The sequence below is a fragment of the Gracilibacillus alcaliphilus genome, assembly GCF_016909015.1.
GTDB classification, from domain to species: domain Bacteria; phylum Bacillota; class Bacilli; order Bacillales; family Amphibacillaceae; genus Gracilibacillus; species Gracilibacillus alcaliphilus.
In genome coordinates, this window is sequence record NZ_JAFBFA010000001.1 from 253,057 (window position 1) to 273,780 (window position 20,724).

15 protein-coding genes are annotated in these 20,724 nt (G+C 40.1%); 14 read left to right on the forward strand and 1 reads right to left on the reverse strand.

The features are described 5' to 3' along the window. The first annotated feature begins 2 nt into the window (after window positions 1-2). The 10 genes from JOD18_RS01360 (at window position 3) to JOD18_RS01405 (ending at window position 17,298) form a co-directional block, all read left to right on the forward strand. A complete protein-coding gene (locus JOD18_RS01360; RefSeq protein ID WP_204667079.1) occupies window positions 3-2,027 on the forward strand; it encodes an NHL repeat-containing protein in 2,025 nt (674 codons plus the stop codon). Then, window positions 2,020-4,293, forward strand: coding sequence for a DUF5696 domain-containing protein (locus JOD18_RS01365; RefSeq protein ID WP_204667080.1), 2,274 nt, complete (start codon window positions 2,020-2,022; stop codon window positions 4,291-4,293). The genes JOD18_RS01360 and JOD18_RS01365 overlap by 8 nt, the downstream gene beginning before the upstream one ends. Further along, on the forward strand, window positions 4,290-5,168 hold the full coding sequence (locus JOD18_RS01370; RefSeq protein ID WP_204667081.1) for a carbohydrate ABC transporter permease: 879 nt from the start codon (window positions 4,290-4,292) through the stop codon (window positions 5,166-5,168). Before JOD18_RS01365 ends, JOD18_RS01370 begins: the two co-directional genes overlap by 4 nt. Beyond that, window positions 5,169-6,131, forward strand: a complete 963-nt coding sequence (locus JOD18_RS01375) for a carbohydrate ABC transporter permease (RefSeq protein WP_239587840.1) — start codon at window positions 5,169-5,171, stop codon at window positions 6,129-6,131. An 88-nt stretch (window positions 6,132-6,219) separates the two neighbouring features. Continuing rightward, on the forward strand, window positions 6,220-9,567 hold the full coding sequence (locus JOD18_RS01380) for a cellobiose phosphorylase (protein WP_204667082.1): 3,348 nt from the start codon (window positions 6,220-6,222) through the stop codon (window positions 9,565-9,567). Continuing rightward, window positions 9,567-10,892, forward strand: a complete 1,326-nt coding sequence (locus JOD18_RS01385; RefSeq protein ID WP_204667083.1) for a glucoamylase family protein — start codon at window positions 9,567-9,569, stop codon at window positions 10,890-10,892. The genes JOD18_RS01380 and JOD18_RS01385 overlap by 1 nt, the downstream gene beginning before the upstream one ends. 59 nt (window positions 10,893-10,951) lie before the next feature. Then, complete coding sequence (locus JOD18_RS01390; protein ID WP_204667084.1) at window positions 10,952-13,372, forward strand: beta-galactosidase; 2,421 nt, start codon at window positions 10,952-10,954, stop codon at window positions 13,370-13,372. 36 nt (window positions 13,373-13,408) lie between these two features. After that, a complete protein-coding gene (locus JOD18_RS01395; RefSeq protein ID WP_204667085.1) occupies window positions 13,409-14,881 on the forward strand; it encodes a sulfatase family protein in 1,473 nt (490 codons plus the stop codon). 6 nt (window positions 14,882-14,887) lie between these two features. Next, on the forward strand, window positions 14,888-16,147 hold the full coding sequence (locus JOD18_RS01400) for a hypothetical protein (RefSeq protein ID WP_204667086.1): 1,260 nt from the start codon (window positions 14,888-14,890) through the stop codon (window positions 16,145-16,147). A gap of 296 nt (window positions 16,148-16,443) precedes the next feature. Continuing rightward, the gene (locus JOD18_RS01405) at window positions 16,444-17,298 is read left to right on the forward strand and encodes a DUF72 domain-containing protein (protein ID WP_204667087.1); all 855 of its coding nucleotides are present in this window, start codon (window positions 16,444-16,446) and stop codon (window positions 17,296-17,298) included. On the opposite strand, the gene JOD18_RS24530 is transcribed toward JOD18_RS01405, so the two are convergent. Then, on the reverse strand, window positions 17,290-18,447 hold the full coding sequence (locus JOD18_RS24530; protein ID WP_275582954.1) for a C40 family peptidase: 1,158 nt from the start codon (window positions 18,445-18,447) through the stop codon (window positions 17,290-17,292). The two genes, JOD18_RS01405 and JOD18_RS24530, sit on opposite strands and share 9 nt — an antisense overlap. A gap of 193 nt (window positions 18,448-18,640) precedes the next feature. On the opposite strand from JOD18_RS24530, the gene JOD18_RS01415 reads away from it, so the two are divergent. From JOD18_RS01415 to JOD18_RS01430, 4 genes are all read left to right on the forward strand, one after another. Continuing rightward, window positions 18,641-19,594 carry a thymidylate synthase gene (locus JOD18_RS01415; RefSeq protein ID WP_204667088.1) on the forward strand — a complete coding sequence of 318 codons (954 nt, stop codon included), beginning with the start codon at window positions 18,641-18,643 and terminating at the stop codon, window positions 19,592-19,594. 10 nt (window positions 19,595-19,604) lie between these two features. Further along, window positions 19,605-20,099, forward strand: coding sequence for a dihydrofolate reductase (locus tag JOD18_RS01420; protein WP_204667089.1), 495 nt, complete (start codon window positions 19,605-19,607; stop codon window positions 20,097-20,099). A gap of 85 nt (window positions 20,100-20,184) precedes the next feature. Further along, the gene (gene tatA / locus JOD18_RS01425; protein WP_204667090.1) at window positions 20,185-20,361 is read left to right on the forward strand and encodes a twin-arginine translocase TatA/TatE family subunit; all 177 of its coding nucleotides are present in this window, start codon (window positions 20,185-20,187) and stop codon (window positions 20,359-20,361) included. Window positions 20,362-20,502: 141 nt separating this feature from the next. Further along, the gene (locus JOD18_RS01430; RefSeq protein ID WP_204667091.1) at window positions 20,503-20,685 is read left to right on the forward strand and encodes a twin-arginine translocase TatA/TatE family subunit; all 183 of its coding nucleotides are present in this window, start codon (window positions 20,503-20,505) and stop codon (window positions 20,683-20,685) included. Window positions 20,686-20,724 lie beyond the last annotated feature (39 nt).

Sequence of the window (20,724 nt, forward strand, 5' to 3'; positions counted from 1 at the left end):
GAATGAAAAAGTATGTAGCAATTCTGTTTACTTTTGTTTGGTTCCTGTTCATGTTTCCCGCATATTCCTCTGCGTCCGTTTCTGTTCCTTATAAAACAGAAACATTCACAGCCGATGGAAATATCATAGAGACACAAACGGCATATGTACCAATAGGTTTATTTGCCAAAGGAACAGAGATAATAAATCCTGAAGATATCTTCATTAATGGCAAGGATGAGGTCATCATTGCAGACTCCGGTACACAAACCGTTAAGAAATTTAACGGATCAGGGGAACTACTACAAGAGTATGGTGTGGATATACTGCAGCAGCCGATGGGTGTGGCGATGGACGAAGAGGCCAATATCTATGTTGCTGATTACGGAAAAGAAACCGTTTTTAAATTTCGTGAAGATGGAGCATTATTAGAAGAATATCAACGTCCTGATTCACCATTATTTGGACAAAGTGCGCCCTATAAACCTCAGAAGGTGGCTATTGATCAACGGGGAAACATTTATATTGTCGGTGAAAGTGCAACAAATGGAATCATTCAATTAAGTCAGGACGGGACTTTCTTAGGTTATTATGGCTCTAATACATTAGAACCAGCATTCGGCGTTGCACTGCAGAATTTTATTACAGCACAACGACAGCGTGCTAATTTGTTTTTGAGAGAGCCTCCGGCGGCACAGAATTTATCTATTGATGACCAAGGGCTCACTTACACGGTTACCTCTGGAACAACTTGGGAAGCAATTCGAAAACTAAATATTGCAGGGGATAATATTTTACCGTCTGAAATTAGTGAAGAAACAAATTTGGTAGATGTTGCAAATGGGAAAATTGGTAATATTTATGCAATCGGGACTGATGGTGTCATTTATGAGTATGACAGCTCAGGAAATTTTCTTTTTTCATTCGGAGGAAGTACCGAGGAAACGAATCGCCTGGGATTAATGGTTCAGCCCACCAGCTTGGATGTTGACAGTGCAGGGAGAATATATGTGACAGACTTAGAACTAGGTGTTATTCAAGTTTTTGAGCCCACAGAATTTACATCCATCCTGCACCAAGGCTTAGCTTTGTTTGAAGAAGGTTACTATGTGGAGAGTGAGGCATATTGGGATGAAATACTCACATTGAATTCCTCATTTTGGCTGGCACATTCTGCAAAGGGAGAAGCTTTGTATAAACAACAGTTATTTGATCAGGCATTAACTGAATTTAGTCTAGCTAATGATAAAGAAGGTTATTCTACGGCATTCTGGGAGGTTCGCTATCAATGGATGGAGGACAATCTGGCTACCGTATTTCTGGTATTAATTGCACTTGTTACCATTCGCTTTGTCATCAAGCGGCTAGACAAGAAACGGAGTATTTTACAACCATTACGGGATCTGCGGGCAAAAGGACAAAATTGGACATTGCTGAATGAAGTGGTTTATGTAAAGAATTTCATTAAACATCCTTTAGACAGCCTATATTACTTAAAGGAATATGAAAGAATATCCATTGTCTCGTCGACTATTCTGTATGTTGTCTTAATTATAGAATATGTATTCATGATCTATTGGACCGGTTTTCTGTTCTCCTATCAAATCTTAGAAGAGATTAATATCTTCTTTGAAGTAGGCAAATTAGTTCTGCCGCTTCTATTGTTTATCATTGTTAATTATTTAGTAAGTACGATTACAGATGGTGAAGGCAGATTTAGAGATGTGTATAATGGCACGATTTATGCATTGGCACCGTTTTTGTTATTTGTCCTGCCAATCACACTGTTGTCCAATATTTTGACGTATAATGAGGCATTTGTGTATACGCTATCCTTTGAAGTCATGGTGATGTGGTGTGGTGTCTTATTGTTTATCACCATTAAAGAAATTCATGATTACACATTTTGGGGTACGGTGCGCAATTTATTTCTTACCCTATTTGGCATGTTTATGATGGTATTGGTTTTCTTTGTACTCTACGTTTTGTTTGACCAATTATATGACTTTGTTCGTTCTATCATCCAGGAGGTGATTCTACGTGTTTAAAAAATGGAAGGGCTTGTGTCTGCTATTGCTGCTTCTCTTCCCCATTCAAATAGTGGCCAACAGTTTATCTGATAGTAGTGATGCAATGTCAGAAGTGGAAGACATAGAAGAGAAACGTTCCGAAGATATGTTGCGATACCAATCTAATCAGTACACACAGCCAGTTCAAACCGAGCACAACCGTGTGAAAACAAGTATACTAGATTCGTTTGAGCTGATTGCCGAAAATGAACAATTAGCGTTGTATGTAGAAGAATCCTCTTTGGCATTACAAATAGAAAATAAAGAGACGGGATATATTTGGAACAGCGGGTTAGATAGAACAAAGGAATACAACTTAAATGAAACATGGACAAATATGGCTCATTCTGCCGTAACGATAAATTATATTGATGAAGGTGGGGGCGATGCAGCAGAGAGTATCCTCACCAATGAATCCGAAGTCGTAGTGAATCCTTTAGATGATGGTTTTGATGCGGAGATTCGATTGGAGGAAGCTGATATTTCTCTGAGATTAGAAGTTCGCTTAGTAGATGATTCGCTGGAAATTAGTGTACCGCAGGAAGGCATTGTCGAAGGTGAAAATCGTTTAGCTACATTACGTCTGTATCCGTTCCTGGGAGCAGAAGAAGGAACAGACAATGACGCAGGCTATTTATTTATTCCAGATGGAAGCGGGGCTTTAATGCGTTTCTCTGAGGAGCAATTGGCGTCTGCTTCGCCTTATCGAGCACCGATATATGGAAGGGATCTAGGCTTCACAAGGACACCTACCAGTCAAGAAGAAAGTCGCACAAGAGAACCGCAGAAAGTTAGCTTGCCCGTATATGGCGTGACACAAGCTGCTAATCAAGACGCCTATATCTCTATCATAGAATCTGGACAAAGTTTTGCTGATATAGTAGCCTATCCTTCTGGTATCTCCACAGACTTTCATTGGATTACGGCGGAGTATAACTACCGTTATCAATATTACCAGCCTACAAGTCAGAGTATGAATGGCTATAATGTCTATCAACAAGAAATGAATGAGTTTGATGTGAAAGAAAAAATCACCTTCTTAAGCAATGAGGAGGCCAACTACACTGGTATGGCTCAATACTATAAAACGTATTTGAAGGATCGTCAGTTGTTACCGACGGTAAATGACCCTGCCGATTTACGTTTGGAGTTCTTAGGAGGAGAAGTAAAAAGCGGGTTAATCTGGGATTCAGTGTTAACGATGACAGAAATAACAGAATTGCCGCAGTTTGTCGATCAATTAGAAGCAAAGGATGTAACAGATATACATTTGGTTTACCGCGGTTGGTCAGAAGGTGGCTTGACCGGAACATTGCCTAAGAAATTTCCATTAGAAAGTAAATTGGGAAGCAGCGATGATTTCCAAGATGTGAATCAGTTATTCGAAGAACGTGATATACCATTCTATTATTATACGGATTATACAAAAGCATTTGAAGGGGCAGGTAATTTCTCGGGAAGAACCGATATCGGGCGGAAGATGAACCGGGAACCTATCTTTGGCAATGTACAGATGGATTATTATTATGTAAGCCCTGTTACATCGGCACGGCTGTTAGAGGCAGATATTTCCGAGTACCAAGCTCATCAGATAAATCATGTGGCAATAGATACAACAGGAAATATATTGTTTTCTGATTTTAACGCAAGTATGCTGCGTCAGGAAGCAGTCACAGTCTATCAAGATATGCTGTCACAACTTACAGACTCGATCGAATCATTGTCACTTTATCAGCCAAATGATTACCTGTTTCCGGTTATGGATCGGTATCTCGATATTCCGATGTACTCTTCCAATTATCAATTCGTGACAGATACAGTGCCATTTTTACAAATCGTATTAAAGGGCGATGTACCGTATTACGCGCCATTTTCCAACTTTCATTACAACCCGGAAGATGAGCTGTTAAGAATGATTGAATATGGTGCTTATCCATCTTTCTATTTAACATCACAGCCTTCACATGAATTGATGCAGACGCCATCAAGCGACCTGTATACATCCGAATTCTCTGATTGGGAAGGCAAAATTGTTGACCAATATCAGGCCATTAAACAAACACTGGATAAGGTTAAAGGTGAAGCGATTAGAGCACATATTGTTCATGAGGTGGGACTAGTGGAAGTACAGTATACGAATGGCGTTTCTATAATTGTTAATTACACCAATCATCCTAAAACAATGAATGGTGTCTCTATAGCTGAGAAAAGCTATCAGGCAGTGGATGGGGGGAATGCTTCATGAAGCAGCTTTCATTAAAAAGAAAGCGGAGTATCATTGGCTATTCATTTATTTTCCCTTGGATCATTGGTTTTCTTCTCTTTACGCTGATCCCATTTGTTTATTCATTGTTTTTAAGCTTTCAACAAGTAAAAATTACGCCTAGTGGAATTGTGACCACTAATGTGAAATGGGAGAATTATATCTACGCTTTTCGAACAGACTTGGAATTTATGCAAGTATTGCTGAAATTCTTACGTGAATTAGTGATTTCTACACCGATTATCATTGTCTTTGCTTTAATTATTGCTTTGCTGCTCAATCAGCCGATTCGCTTACGTACCATTTTTCGGATGGTGTTCTTTCTGCCAGTTATCATTGCAAGCGGGCCGGTCATTATGGATTTGATGGATCAAGGAGTAACATCGATCCCTGCTATTGAAGAGTATGCACTCTTTTCTGCGGTAATTACAAACACAGAAGGAGGGCTTCAGAGTGTCCTGACCTATTTGATGGATAATTTAGTCATTATCTTATGGTACTCAGGTGTGCAGATCCTTATTTTCCTGGCAGGGCTGCAAAAAATGGATCAGCAAGTATATGAAGCAGCTAAAATTGATGGTGCGTCCAATTGGGAATGTTTCTGGAAGGTTACCTTGCCGGCTTTAGTTCCCATGATCGTTGTCAATTTGATTTATACAATTGTTACGTATTCAATCTTTGCTTTGAATCCTGTGGTGGAACATATTCAAAACCATATGTTTGAAGTGTCTACAGGCTTTGGTTATGCCTCGGCATTATCATGGATTTACTTCGTCGTTATCACCTTGGTACTGTTAATTGGTGCAGGCTTGATGATGATACAAGGAAGAAAAACAGCCGCTAGAGGAGGGGTGTAGATGGTAAAGGTCAAGCACGAACATACAGGCAGGAAGTTCATCAATGTGGGAATATGGATGAAAGCAAAAAGCTTTTTGTTCGGTGTGCAAGGGAATCAAGGCTTTCTGCTGAAACTATTTGTCTATTTGCTGTTAATCGGTATTGGGTTTGTCTATTTATATCCGCTTATTTATATGGGATCCTATAGTCTAAAATCATTGGAAAATTTATTAAATCCGTTAATCAGCTGGATACCGACGGCCTTATATTTAGACAATTATGTAACTGCCTTTCAAGTATTAAACTTTTGGACGACATTATTGCAAACCTTATATGTGACCGTAATTCCGGCAGTTGCCCAAACCGTTATTGCCGCGATTATTGGTTATGGCTTTGCGCGATATCAATTCCCATTGAAAAAGATCCTGTTTGTGCTGGTATTAATTACATTTATCATTCCACCCCAAGTTTTGATGATACCAAGGTATGTTTTCTTTAATGAGTTAGATTTAATCGGCAGTATTTTTGCCTTTTTATTGCCGGCAGCAGCAGGACAGGGTTTAAATAGTACGATTTTTATTCTGATTTTTTATCAGTTCTTTCGTATGATGCCACAGGCATTAGAAGAAGCAGCATATTTAGATGGTGCTGGTAATTTTCGAGTGTTCCTGACAATTGCTATTCCTATGGCAGTTCCGGCGATTATTATTTCTTTTCTGTTTTCATTTGTCTGGTATTGGAATGAAACAACCTTGGCCAGCTTATATTTTGGTAACAGTTTAACTACATTACCTGTAGAGCTACAGAAATTCAGCGAGACATTTAGCGAAATGAGCAGCACGGAGACTGCTGCACAAAATATTAATGAAGGCATTAGTTTAGCAGGGACGATGCTGTCTATCCTGCCGCTGCTTGTGGTCTACCTATTTACACAGAAGTGGTTTGTCGAAGGGGTCGATCGATCAGGAATTACTGGTGAATAAAAAATAATAAGGAATAGTCTATTACATGCTATTCCTTTATGAATGTTTTGAAACGTTTCAAAACATAAAATATCTCAGGAGGGTTAACATGATAAAGGAAAAAACAGACCTAGTGAAACTGGGAACAGAAGAACTATCGTTTTCGTTTTTGAATAGCGGGGATCTTTATGAAATTGGAGCAGGTCATCTGATGTTAAACCAATTGCTCACCAACCCAATTGATGGATCGCTAAATAATCTCTATTTGCGCATTCATCATCAGGATAAAATAGACGCCTTCCCCTTATTAGGTATAGAGCCAAACCATACGATTCAGTATGGTTCACATGCTATGCGATGGACAGGAACCGTACAAGACATTTCTTATCAGGTGACCTTTATACTAACAGATAAAAAGGTTTGGTTCTGGGATGTGCAGCTTGAAGGTAATCATCAAATAGTAGATGTGATCTATGGTCAAGATATTGGTTTAGCAGATAAATCGGCTATCCGTAATAATGAAGCATACGTATCACAATATTTGGATCATTGTGTAATCGAAGACGAGCAATATGGTTACGTGATTTGCACACGGCAAAATCAGCCGCAAGCCTCAGGTTTTCCTTATTTGCAGCAAGGAGCACTTACAAAAGCTGTTGGTTATTCTACAGATGGGTTTCAGTTTTTTGGCAAAGAGTATAAAGCGTCTAATCAGCCGATTATTCTTGAGCAGCCAGCTTTAGCAAATCAAGTATACCAATATGAATTTGCTTATGCAGCACTGCAAACAGAAAAGATCCAATTAGACGGGCAAGCACAATCTGTTTTTTATGGACTATTTGAAGAGAATCACGAAGCGGCAGTCACAGAAGTCGAGTTTCATGGCCGTCTACAGGCTGCTTGGCAGCAAGTGAAGCATCAGCCGATAGATGTTCCATATCAGATGAAAAAAATAAGTAAACAGCCAAATATTGGGCAGCCGCTTGAAACAATAAGTCTAACAGAAGATGAGGTACGTCAGCGCTTCCCAAAACGTCATCAAGAGGAGCGAGACAAAGGTGAATTATTGTCCTTTTTTACAGATACGTATGAACATGTCGTTTTAAAAGAAAAGGAATTATTGATAGAGCGGCCGCATGGGCATATTTTGATGTCCGGTAATAATCATCAATTAAAAAAAGATACGATGAGCACTACTTCCTGGATGTATGGCGTATTTAATGCACAGTTGGTAATTGGTAATACCAGTTTTAATAAATTACTGTCTAACACTCGAAACGCTCTTAATATACAAAAGACTTCCGGTCAGCGGATTTATGTCGAAATCAATGGCGAATATCGATTATTAACCTTACCTTCCGCATTTGAGATGGGAATCAACTATGCACGCTGGTATTACAAAACAGCGGATGACATGTTTATTATTACGAACTATTCCTCTGTGGAACAGGCAGAGATTACCTTAACAGCAGAAACTGTCAGCCAGTCCAGTTACCGTTATTTAATCACACACCAGTTTGTCATGCATGGAAATGAGTATGAAGTACCTTACCATACCATCCATAATGGCCGTCAATTAACGGTTACCGCAGATAGATTGGCACAAAATGCAGATGTCTATCCACAGCTGACTTATCGTTTGCAGCTAGTAGGGGCCGATTATCAGCTGGCAGATCAGAGCCTGTTTGTAGACGATGAATCAGGCGAAAATGAGTATATCAACATTCATCAATTAACCGAAACGTCTCAATGGAAATTAACGATACAAGGCTCTCTAGACGGAGAGGAACAGGCATTACAAGCTGCAGATTGGCAGACAGAAACAGAGAATTATCGCAAGTATTATCAGGAGGTAATGAACCATTTTTATGTAACGACTGATCAAGGTCCGACAGAAGAGCTTCAGAAAATGAATGCCATCGCTTGGTGGTATACACATAATATGCTAGTTCATTTCTCTTCTCCTCATGGCTTGGAACAGTACAGTGGTGCCGCATGGGGAACAAGAGATGTTTGTCAAGGCCCGACAGAGTATTTCCTGGCTACGCAACAATACACGACAGTTAAAGATATCATCAAAACAGTGTACCAGCATCAGTTTTTGGAAGATGGTAATTGGCCGCAGTGGTTTATGTTTGATCAATATTTCTCGATTCAAGCAGAGGAAAGTCATGGAGATATTATTATATGGCCATTAAAAGTAGTCGCTGATTATTTGTTTATTACTGAAGACTTCTCCATCTTGGAAGAACAGATACCTTATACTGTACGTGAACAAGAATTTTCGTTAACCGAAGAGCATGTCACTTTATGGGAACATATAGAGAAACAAATGGCCTATATAAAGCAGCATTTTCTTCATCAAAGTTATTTATCCAGCTATGGCGATGGTGATTGGGATGATACGCTGCAGCCGGCTAATGCCAATTTGAAGAAATTTATGTCCAGCAGCTGGACGGTTGCTTTAACTTACCAGACCTTGGATAGACTTGCTGTTATCTTAGCAGTAACAGATAAAGACAAAGCAAAACAAATCCAACAGCTGGCCAATGGTGTAGAAAAGGATTATCGAAAATATATTATGTCAGATGCTGTTATTCCTGGTTTTATTTATATGGAACAAGCTGGCCAAGCAGAATATATGTTACACCCAACTGATCAAAAGACGGGAATTGACTATCGGTTACTGCCAATGCAGCGCAGTATCATTAGCGAGCTTTTTAGCCTCGAGGAGGCAAACTTCCATTACCAAATAATTAAGCAGCACTTGTCACATCCTGATGGTGTACGTCTGATGAATCGACCTGCTTCATATAAAGGAGGAATAAGCAAGCAATTTAAACGGGCCGAGCAAGCAGCTAATTTTGGCCGTGAGATTGGGTTACAGTATGTGCATGCCCATATCCGCTATGTAGAGGCTATGGCAAAGTTAGGGAAGGAAGCGGAAGTATGGCAAGGATTACAGGTGATTAACCCGATCCAAATTCAGTCTTATGTTGCTAATGCAGAACGAAGGCAGAGCAATGCCTATTTTAGCAGTTCTGACGGTAAATTTAATGATCGCTATCAGGCACAGGAGCAGTTTGACCGGTTAAGAGAAGGGACAGTACCTGTTAAAGGTGGATGGAGAATTTACTCGAGCGGTCCCGGCATCTATATGAATCAACTCATTTCTCATGCGCTGGGCATTAGAACTGAACGCAATGACTTGGTTATTGATCCTGTATTAGAGGAACGATTGGATGGCCTTGTTTTTCAATATAAATGGGACGGAAAGAGAATCGCTTTTGTTTATCATATTGGAAAAGGAGAGCAGAAAATAATGATCAATAATCAGCCATTTACCGAGTTTACCAGAACAGCCAACCGTTATCGAGAGGGAGGCTTCGTCTTACCGAACCAGCTTCTGAAGGAGTTTTTAACAAAGGAAAATAATTGTATTGAAGTGTTTCTATAATGAATGATAAGGGATTTTTTAAACAAATCAATGTTATACCTATATTTGTCATTATTGGTTTGTTATTTGCGGGTGTCTCCATCAGTCTTTATCAAATAAAACAAAGCCTGACAGAGCGGGATTTACCAGATATAGCTGAAAAGGAAAGTGAGTTGAGTTTTTCCTTCTTCTGGGAAGAGGTAAATGATGATCCGGATAGCCCTGGTTTCGGCCTAATCAGGGATCGGGCACCAGGCAATCCTGAATTATCGAGTACGGCCTCGATAGGATTTGGCTTGACAGCAATAGCAATTGCGACAGAACGAGGCTGGATCACAGAAGCAGCAGCAGAACAAAGACTTGCTGGTACATTAGATACCTTGCTGACACGTGCAGCACATGAAAATGGTGTGTTTTATCACTTTTTAGAAATGAGCGATGCCAGTCGTGCACCTGGCAGTGAAGTATCTATTATTGATACCGCTTTGTTGGTGAGCGGGGCATTAACAGCTGGGGAGTATTTTGGTGGTGACATTCAGCAAAAGGCAGAAGAATTGTATCGGCGCGTAAACTGGGATTGGTATCGTAATTCAGCTACTAATCAATTCTATATGTCTTATTCACCGGAGAGTGGCTTTTCTGGTGCTTGGGATTTTTATGCAGAACAGTTGCTAATGTATGTTCTAGGAGCAGGTTCACCTACCTACCCAACTAAGCCAGATATGTTCTATGATTTCACTAGGGAAGAACGTGCTTTTCGAGATGGTGACCCTTTTATTTATTCCTGGTTTGGGTCGATTTTTACCCATCAATTCTCACATGCATGGATCGATTTCAGAGGCTATCGAGATCGTGAAGGAGTAGACTGGTTTGCTAACTCAATCAAGGCTTCAGAGGCAAGTCAGGCTTTCTCCATCTATTATGCTGATCAATATCAAACATTTGGTTCAGGTTCATGGGGATTAACTGCTAGTGACGGTCCAGATGGCTACAAAGGAGAATATGGATCTAGCCCATCAGGAGCAAATGATCAGGCACATTTCACGGATGGTACGATTCCTCCTGCTGGTGCGGCAGGTTCGATCGTCTTCACCCCGGAAGCGGCATTGGAAGCTTTGGAACATTATGCGACTATTCCTGAATTATCAGGAGAATATGGGTTTGTTGATGCTTATAACCTAGATGTTTCACCAGCATGGTTTGCCGATGATGTAATTGGTATTAATAAGGGTATTACACTATTAATGATTGAAAATTACCGCAGCGAATTTGTTTGGAAATATTTTATGCAAAACGACTATGTACAACAGGGGATCGAAAGGATTGGGTTGAAAAAGACAGACTAAACAGGCTGGGCGAACAGCAGTAAATAAGATAATCAAGCAAAGAGAGAAGGTGTACAACCATGATAGAAGTGAAAGAAAAACAAATCTTAATCGATGGAAAACCAGAAATTATTATGTGCGGCGAAATTCATTATTTTCGCTTGGATCGATCGGATTGGCAGGATCGAATAGATAAGCTGAAACAAGCAGGTTGTAATGCGGTGGCAAGCTATGTTCCTTGGATTTGTCATGAAGAAATCGAAGGGCAGGTAGATTTGACAGGAGTCACTCGATCAGAACTAGATTTACCCGGCTTTATTGATCTATGCGCAGCAAACGATCTATATTTTTTCTTGCGGCCAGGCCCTTTTATTATGGCCGAAATGAAAAATGAAGGAATCCCAGGTTGGCTGATCAACAAATATCCGGAGCTTCTTCCGATTACATGGGACGGAGAGAAGACGAAGGCAAAAACGTTAGATTATACGGCTCCAGCTTTCCTGAAACATGTGGAACAATGGTATGCAGAAGTGATGGCAATTGCTGCTCCACGGCTGCAGCCAAATGGTGGAAACATTATTGCCGTGCAGCTTGATAATGAAATTGGTATGCTGTCTTGGGTTAGTAATTGTCCGGACTTAACCGACCACAGTCTGACAGAGTTTGTCCAATGGCTTTATGATCATTATCAAGAGTCAGAACTTGTCGCTCGTTATCCATTTCTTCAAGGTGAACTATCAAATGTTTTTCAAACGATTCGCTCACCAGAAGAGACATATGCAGCCAGCCTGCATCTCGATTTAGGATATTATATGAGACACCGGTTTGCGACCTATGTTGCTAGATTAAGAGGGTTCGCGGAGGCCAATCACGTAAAAGATATCCCGTTTATTGTTAATATCCATGGTATGGGTGCTGGCAGAGGTTTCACTTTTCCAATCGGTATTAGTCAATTATATGAAAGCTATACACAAGCAGAAGGCTATTTATCGGGCTCTGATATTTATTTTGGTGATTTGAATATGGATTGTTTTCAAGATTTGTATCTTATAAATGGAATGATGGATGCGGTACATCGGCCTGAGCAGCCATTGACATCTGTAGAATTTAATTGTGGAGATGGCAATTTTGGCAATAACTACAGTGGAAGAAAGGATCCATCAGCCGCTGACTTCAAAGCACGCATGTGCATCGCCCAAGGTGCTCGGCTGGTTAATTATTATTTGATGGCAGGCGGGAGAAATTACCGTTTGTCACAAAAAAGCAACGATGGAAATGATCGAATTGCTCATACAGGGGAGCGTCACGGCTTTGCTGCTCCAATTAGCCCGGAAGGGGAGCTGAATTATACGTTTCCAAGAATGGCGCGGTCGATTCAAACGATCAGGGCAGTCGCCGATAAGCTAGCTGTGATGAAAGAGCAAAAAGATGATGTCAGCTTCGCCTTTATTCCGGATTACTATATGACAGAATCTTGCTATCCTGCTAGTGAGCGGACAAAGCAAATTCAGCAAAATATAACAGAAAATCGAAGTCATGCTGTCTGGGAGAACATGGCAAGGGCTATGTTGCTGGGTGGTTATCGTTTTGGTGCAGCAGATATTCAAAATAACCCAATAGATACAAAGACAACAAAAGTACTGGCCTTACCATCTGCTCGTTATATGGCTAGATCTATTCAAGAAAAATTGGTTGCTTTCTTAGAACAAGGCGGATCGATATTATTGTATGGGGAAGTTCCTAGCTATGATATGGAAGGAAACAGCTGTGAGTTGTTAGCGAATACACTCGGTGCAAGGCCTAAAACAATCCATTACGCTTCACAAGATTATGCCTTATCCGTCTATGCAGCAGGCTGGGCGCGGGATCGAGCAGAAATTCGGGTGCATAAGGCACAAGTATTTGACTTCACTCATCAAGTAGAGCCACTTTTACGTGTGTATGGGAAGGATGATATTTGTGGATTTGAGTGTCAGGCAGGTAATGGAAAGGCGATTGTTATCGGTACACCCTACGTATGTGACATTGCCTTATTTACACAGGCTTTAGGACGTTTAGGATCAAAAGCGAGACTGACACATGATTGCAAAACACATGGTATTTTTATGACATCGACGACAACTGAAACGAACGAGACTTTTATTCATTTGCTAAATTTAGATGGCTTTGAGAAAGAAACTCATATTTATTACGACGGAGAAAAATTATTTGATGGACGCCGATTGCATATAACGGCGAGAGAGGGAATGATGTTCCCGATTAATATAGATTATGGGGAGATCAAAGTTAAATATGCAACGGCCGAAATAATAGACAGAAGTGAACAACATATGACGTTTCGTTTAACACAGCCACAAGACATAATAGTGTTAGAGACGGATCGCCATATTCTGCCCAGTGAGGCATTCGATATAGATACAAAAGGCAATACGTACCAACTTATCTCAAAGCAACATGCTAAGTTAGATGATTGCCTGATTGTCCGGTTTGCCGACCATTAAGATATAACATATTTATCCAAAGAAAGGTGAGGGAGAATGAAAATCTTATATATTGATATCGATTCTTTACGACCAGATCACTTAGGAGTATATGGGTATCATCGGAATACGTCACCAAATATCGATCGTATTGCTGAAAAAGGAGTAAGATTCACCAATTATTATGCTTCTGACGCTCCATGTGCGCCATCGCGAAATGCTTTATTCAGTTCAAGATTTGGTATTCATTCAGGATCTGTTAACCACGGGGGATTAAATGCAGATGCACGGCCAATAGGTAGCGATCGACCATTTAATCATCATCACACTATCTATCAATCCTGGGTAGAAGATTTACGGTTTAAGGGTCACCATACGGCAATGATCAGCCCTTTTCCTGGTCGTCATGCTAAATGGAATGTGTTAGAAGGCTTTCTGGAAATGCATGATACTGGTAAACATGCTGGTGAAACAGCGGGAGATGTATCAGAACAAGCAATCAAATGGCTTCGCAGTACAGGAACAGAAAAAGAGGATTGGTTTTTGTATCTTAATTTTTGGGATCCGCATACACCATACCGAACACCAGAAGCGTACGGTAATCCATTTCAAGATGAACCAGCAGCAGATTGGCTGACAGAAGAAATAATACAAGCACAGCGGAACAGCTTTGGACCAATGAGTGCGAGGGAATTACCTAAAGGAGATCAATGGCCAAACCTGCCTAGTGAAATACATGATACGGAAGATTTTAAACGCTGGATTGACGGATATGATACGGCTATTAAATATGTGGATGATCATATCGGATTCTTGTTAGATACCCTGGACGAAATGGGAATTTTAGATGAAACAATCATCATTATTTCAGCAGATCATGGAGAAAATCAAGGGGAATTAAATGTTTATGGTGATCACCAGACAGCCGATCACATTACCAGTCGTATTCCTTGCATTATAAGCGGACCTTCCTTTCAACAAGGACATGTAGACGAAGGTTTTCATTATCAAATTGACTTAGGGCCAACTTTAACAGAGTTAGTCGGATTGGAACCTAGGGAATACAGAGACGGAAAAAGCTTTTTGCCAGCTATTACGAAAGGAGAATCAGCTGATCGTCCTTATTTGGTTGTTAGTCAAGCCGCATGGAGCTGTCAACGGAGTGTGCGATTTGACCAATGGATTTTGATTCGTACCTATCATGATGGATTAAAGGATTTTCCTGCATTGATGTTATTCAATGTGGAAGAGGATCCGCATGAAACGGTTAATTTAGTCGACCAAAAGCCAGAAGTTGTGGCAAAAGGGTTACAGCTGTTAGATGAATGGGTTACAGAACAAATGGCAACATCGGATTCTCCAATAGACCCTATGTGGAGTGTAATCCAAGAAGGAGGTCCTTATCATACTAGAGGACAATATCAGCAACAACTAAATAAATTAATAAAAGAAGGCCGTCATGAGGTGGCAGATCGTTTCATAAGCAGACACAAAATATTCGAGAAAATTTATCAAAAACAAAAGGAGTAATCAACCATGGAACAAACCACAACCTATTATCGCCAATTATCAAAAGAAGTACAGATGTTTTTTGATACACAATATTATGATGCTTTTCAACTATTTGAAGCTTCCCGTCATCCGCGAACTGGATTATATGCAGATAATTATATGACTTTTGATTACAATCCTGACTATCGGTGTTCGATTGCTGCAACAGGTGTAGGTTTAATTAGTTTATGTATAGCCGATCAAGAAGATTGGGATTCAAAAGCCGCTGCTAAAGCACTTATGACCATGCAGGCTGTTTCAGGAAAAATATCAGGCTGCCATGTTGCGCGCGATCCGCAAACAGGTTTCTTCGCCCATTTTGTAGATATGGAGACAGGTGAAAACCTACTGTCAGAATTTTCGACGATTGATACCTCTTTATTAGTGACAGGTGCTTTATTTGCCGGTCGTTATTTTCAAGACAAAGAGCCGGAAATAGCAGTTTTAGCGCAACAATTGCTTAATGAGATAGATTGGAGCATTATTGTAGCCGATATTCCAACAGGTTCCATTCACATGGTATCAGAAAATGGAGAAGGGAAGCTGCCATTGCCTGCTTTTAATGAGTATGTACTTGTAGCTTCTTTAGCATTATTGGCAAAGCCTGATCATCAAGAGATTCAGGCTTTATGGGAGCAAAACTTTAGTAAAGATAGAATAGAAGCACTGCCGCGCATTTCTTACCGTGATATCCCTGTGTTAACAGATACAAATGGAGGTGAATCTTTCTTATCTTCATTTGTTCATCAATTTCCTTTCTACTTAGTATCAGAGTATGCAAAGAGTGAGGTATACAGGGATTATTTTGCAAATGCATGTTTAGCAGATCGGCTGAAATGGAAGGAATTAGCTGATGTTCCTTCTTATGTGTGGGGATATGGGGCAGGTCCAAATGATGGGTTACATGGTGGTTACCATGCCGATCAAATTGATAATTCACCCGGCCATATTGCATCTGCTTATATTGTAGCTGGTTTTTTACCTGTGTTCCCAGCTGGGATATATGATTTATATGCCTTATATCAGTTGCACCTGCCATATAACCATTCGAAAGACAGTCAGCTGCAATCTGCTTACCGCTATGGATTACATCGTTATTCCTGGTGGCACTTGCAAGAGGAAAACAGATGGTATCCACCAAAGGTTACCTTGATTGATTGGAGTTCTATGTTATATGGACTAACGGCCTTTAAGCGAGGCATGTCCTTTTTTACTGATCATTTGCCTGATTTGAAAAGTAACTAACAATAGATAGGATCGGTTAACCAAACGAAAAGCGGACTTGGTCATTTGCCGTTTGACCATACGGAATATCCATACTTAGATACTCAACGCATTTTTTGCGGTGTCTGCTATACTGCATAGCATAACCTTACTGAAAGGGGAGGATATTTTTGGTGCGGCCTTCACGTCGACTTTAGATAAAAAATTCCTGTTTTTTCTTCCCCAATCTTTACGGCATATGATATTCTAATGAGATAAGATCGCATATCCTAATTGAAGCTTTTATGTTCTGAATGGGTTAGAAAGGGGAGATGGGGATGACCATATCGATTGGGGTAACAGGGTGGGGAGACCATGCCACCTTATATCAAAACCAACAACAAAGACAACAAAAATTGCAAACATACAGTACCTATTTCCCAGTAGTGGAAGTGGACAGTTCTTTTTACGCGGTGCAGCCAATAGCCAATTATCAGAAATGGGTGGAAGCAACCCCTGCTAGTTTTCGATTTGTGATTAAGGCGACTCAGTATTTAACCGGTCATGACCGTAATGCACGGACGAATAAAGAAGTGAAACAATTAATTGCTGATTTTAAACAATCTATTCAGCCGGTTATCGACGCTAATAAACTAACAACAACACTGTTTCAGTTCCCGCCTTGGTTTGATTTACGCACACGAAATATTCAAAAAATACAAAAGTTAAGGGAATGGATGGGCACAACGCCAATGGCTATTGAATTTCGGAATCGTTCCTGGTTTACCGATGATAACGAACAACAAACTATTGACTTTTTAAAACAATTAGGTGTTAGTTATGTGATTTGTGATGAACCACAAGCAGGGGAAGGTTCGGTACCAACTGTGCTTGAAGCGACCAATGACCATGCCCTTGTCCGCTTCCATGGCAGGAATGTACATGGTTGGAATAACCACGGACAGGACAACTGGCGCGAAGTCCGTTTTCTTTACCGCTATAACCAGCGAGAATTAGCGGAATGGGTCGACCGTTTGAAACAATTAGAGCAACAGGTAAAACATATTACAGTCCTATTTAATAATAATTCGGGTGGAGACGCCGCAGATAATGCCAAACAATTAATTGATATGTTAGGCATACGATACGGAGGTCTTCACCCGAAACAAATAGATTTATTTGATTTAATGTGAGCTTACTCTTTTGGCGCCTAAGTATTTTGGTGACCAGTATGGGTTGCTTAGCTCGGTGACTTCCACTCCTCTTGAAGAACCGGCGTGGATAAATTGACCGTTGCCAATATATATACCAGCATGTGACGGACCAGCCTTATATGTTTCGAAGAAAACCAAATCGCCAACGGATGGCTGTTCTACTGAGCTTGAGGCACTCCACATCTCACTTACCGTTCGCGGCAAGCTGATGTCCAATTGCTGGAAAACATATTGAATATAGCCGCTGCAATCAAATCCTGATGTAGTGGTACCACCCCAAACATAAGGTGTTCCTATGTGTTGTTTAGCGACAGCGACAGCTTCTGACGGAGGCGCACTTTCCACAGTAATTTGTTCTGGCTCGGAACTCTCGTCTGCTTGTGGTGTTGCTTCTTCCTCAGGTTGTTCTGTGGCTGCTTCGACTTCAGTGATTTCTTCCCCGTTCGTTTCTTCTACCGGCTCTTCTTCTGTTTCAGACAGTTCTTGTTCTGTTTCCACTGCTGATTGTTCCGATTCAATTGAAGCATCTGATCCGTTTTCTTCTTCTGCAGGTTGATTTTGTTCCTCTGTTGGAATCTTCTCGACCGGCGGTTCTTGTTCAATATGAAGAATTTCTATACCCATATCTTGTTTGTAGGCTTGTAATGCCTGTTCGGAAAGTGGTCCATAGATGCCGTCAATAGTGGATTGATAATAACCAAAATAAAAAAGCGCTTCCTGTACTTCTTCGATTTGATCACTCTGTTCTCCATAATAAAACTCAAATGAATCGTCCAATATCTCGTGATAATATTTTTCCTCTTTATCGATAATGGCGTGAATCGTTTCCTCATCCACTTTACCATGTGGTTCTAGTTCCTGGTCTTCTTGGAACTTTTTCAGTGCGTATTCCGTTAAAATTCCGAATTCTGCATCGACTTGCTCTGGATAATATTCCAGTTTTTTTAGTTTGTGCTGTAAGACATGAACAGCTGGCTGATGGGTTCCATACTCTAATTCCTCAGTTTCTAATAGCATATCATTTTGCATCATGGGATGGATGTCTATATAGAAAGAAAAAGGTTGACTAAAGGCGAAGCTATATACAAATGAATGTTTAACAACGAGTGATAGCTGATCTTGCAACAATACAAATCACCCCTATCAAATTATTCTCTCCTACGCAAAAATGTATGTTAAAATAAATAGAATATGAGTCAGAGGTTTTAATTGTTATGATTTTGTAATATAAATATGTGTTTAAAAAGGACCAAGAAGTTCGAGGCGTCTTTTTTATTGGACTTTTTGAACAGCCTCTATACGCATGGAAGGAAGGGAAAAAATGATTACTAGTGAACAAGAATATTTAGAACTTTGTAAGAAGGTACTAGCAGAAGGATCTAAACGAGATGACCGAACCAATACAGGTACCTTATCGATTTTTGGTCATCAAATGCGTTTTGATTTAGCGGCAGGCTTTCCTCTGTTAACAACGAAAAAGGTACCTTTTCGCTTGGTTGTCAGCGAATTACTTTGGTTTATTAATGGGGATACCAATATCCGTTATTTATTGCAGCATAATAATAATATCTGGAATGAATGGGCGTTTAAGAATTGGGTAGAAAGTGAGGAATATAAAGGTCCTAACATGACGGACTTTGGGAATCGTTCGTTAACAGACAATGTATTCAAACAAGTATATGACGAACAAATGGAACTATTTAAACAAAAGATCTTGACAGATGAACCGTTTGCCAAACGCTACGGCGATTTAGGCTCAGTCTATGGCAAACAATGGCGTGCATGGAAAACAGCCCAAGGCGAAATGATTGATCAACTGCAGGAAGTAATTGAATCGATTAAGCATAATCCTTATTCCAGAAGACATATCATATCTGCCTGGAACCCGGAAGATGTGCCGACAATGGCCTTGCCACCGTGCCATACCATGTTTCAGTTCTATGTAGCTGATGGGAAACTAAGCTGTCAGTTGTACCAGCGCAGTGCGGATATCTTTTTAGGTGTACCATTTAATATTGCTAGTTATGCTTTGTTAACAATGATGATTGCCAAGGAATGTGGGTTAAAACCAGGCGAATTTGTTCATACATTAGGAGATGCTCATATTTATGCTAACCACATAAAACAAGTCAAGCTCCAATTAGACCGAGAACCCCGAGCATTGCCAACCGTAACGATCAAAGATAACAAATCAGTATTTGACATGGAAATAGAAGACATACTATTAGAAGGGTACGACCCACATCCAACAATAAAAGCACCAATAGCCGTCTAGGAGGATAGAGATGATTTCATTATTATTTGCAATGAGTGCCAATCGAGTGATTGGCAAGGATCAACAATTACCATGGCATCTGCCTAAGGATTTAAAATTTTTTAAAGAAAAGACAACAGGACAGACGATTATTATGGGGAGAAAAACATTCGAATCTATGAATGCCCCTTTGCCAAATCGGCATAATGTCTTACTAACATCTAAGGAGATCGAAAACCCAGAGGGGTATCAAGTCATTCACTCGATGAAAGATATTCAAGCAATGGAAGCAGGTGACCCTGATACCGAATGGTTTGTCATTGGCGGAGAAGGTGTATTCCGTGAGGCTTTAACCTTTGCAGACCGTATCTATATGACATACATTGATAAAACCTTTGAAGGGGATACCTTCTTCCCGGAATTTGATGAATCCAAATGGGAAATCACATCGCGTGTAAAAGGCGAGCGAGATGAGAAGAATCCTTATGATTATTACTTTATTCAATATGATCGAAAAAAGTCATAATAAATTCAACTTTATAAAAGACAAGCCTGAGAATTCGTGATATGATAAAAGATAATGAAATTCTATAAAGAAAGGGAGCGGCTATATGGCACAGATTGGAATCCCAGGATTAATTTTAATTGCCATCATTGCCTTAATCATCTTTGGTCCGAAGAAGTTACCAGAGATTGGTAAAGCCACAGGTGAAACTCTGCGTGAATTCAAAAAATCAGCACGAGAATTAACTAATGATGATGACAAAGAAAAAGAAGATAATAAATGAATGAAGCGAGGCGCCCCTCAATGAAGAAAATCATATGGAGGGACAACGAGATTTAGCTGGGTGCTGACGTCTAAGATAGACTGTAAGTGAGTGTCTTACGGGCGATTGCATCGTGATAAACCATAAACAGAGGTGAACAGTGTGTTGTCAAACATTGGATTTCCAGGTCTTATACTTATTTTGGTTGTCGCGCTCATTGTCTTTGGTCCATCGAAATTACCTGAAATTGGTAAAGCAGTTGGCAGTTCATTACGTGAATTTAAGAAAGCAACCAATGATATCATGAATGAAAACGATGATTACAATAATAAAGAAAAGCGTTAAACATACGAGTCGAAAAAGTGCTGTCAACCAATCAATAAC

Excerpts from the sequence above, each read along its gene's own strand:
- tatA (WP_204667090.1), top strand. The coding sequence starts at position 20,185 with ATGGCACAGATTGGAATCCCAGGATTAATTTTAATTGCCATCATTGCC.
- JOD18_RS01395 (WP_204667085.1), top strand. The coding sequence starts at position 13,409 with ATGAAAATCTTATATATTGATATCGATTCTTTACGACCAGATCACTTA.
- JOD18_RS01360 (WP_204667079.1), top strand. The coding sequence starts at position 3 with ATGAAAAAGTATGTAGCAATTCTGTTTACTTTTGTTTGGTTCCTGTTC.
- JOD18_RS01420 (WP_204667089.1), top strand. The coding sequence starts at position 19,605 with ATGATTTCATTATTATTTGCAATGAGTGCCAATCGAGTGATTGGCAAG.
- JOD18_RS01370 (WP_204667081.1), top strand. The coding sequence starts at position 4,290 with ATGAAGCAGCTTTCATTAAAAAGAAAGCGGAGTATCATTGGCTATTCA.
- JOD18_RS01375 (WP_239587840.1), top strand. The coding sequence starts at position 5,169 with ATGGTAAAGGTCAAGCACGAACATACAGGCAGGAAGTTCATCAATGTG.
- JOD18_RS01415 (WP_204667088.1), top strand. The coding sequence starts at position 18,641 with ATGATTACTAGTGAACAAGAATATTTAGAACTTTGTAAGAAGGTACTA.
- JOD18_RS01385 (WP_204667083.1), top strand. The coding sequence starts at position 9,567 with ATGAATGATAAGGGATTTTTTAAACAAATCAATGTTATACCTATATTT.
- JOD18_RS01405 (WP_204667087.1), top strand. The coding sequence starts at position 16,444 with ATGACCATATCGATTGGGGTAACAGGGTGGGGAGACCATGCCACCTTA.
- JOD18_RS01400 (WP_204667086.1), top strand. The coding sequence starts at position 14,888 with ATGGAACAAACCACAACCTATTATCGCCAATTATCAAAAGAAGTACAG.
- JOD18_RS01390 (WP_204667084.1), top strand. The coding sequence starts at position 10,952 with ATGATAGAAGTGAAAGAAAAACAAATCTTAATCGATGGAAAACCAGAA.
- JOD18_RS01380 (WP_204667082.1), top strand. The coding sequence starts at position 6,220 with ATGATAAAGGAAAAAACAGACCTAGTGAAACTGGGAACAGAAGAACTA.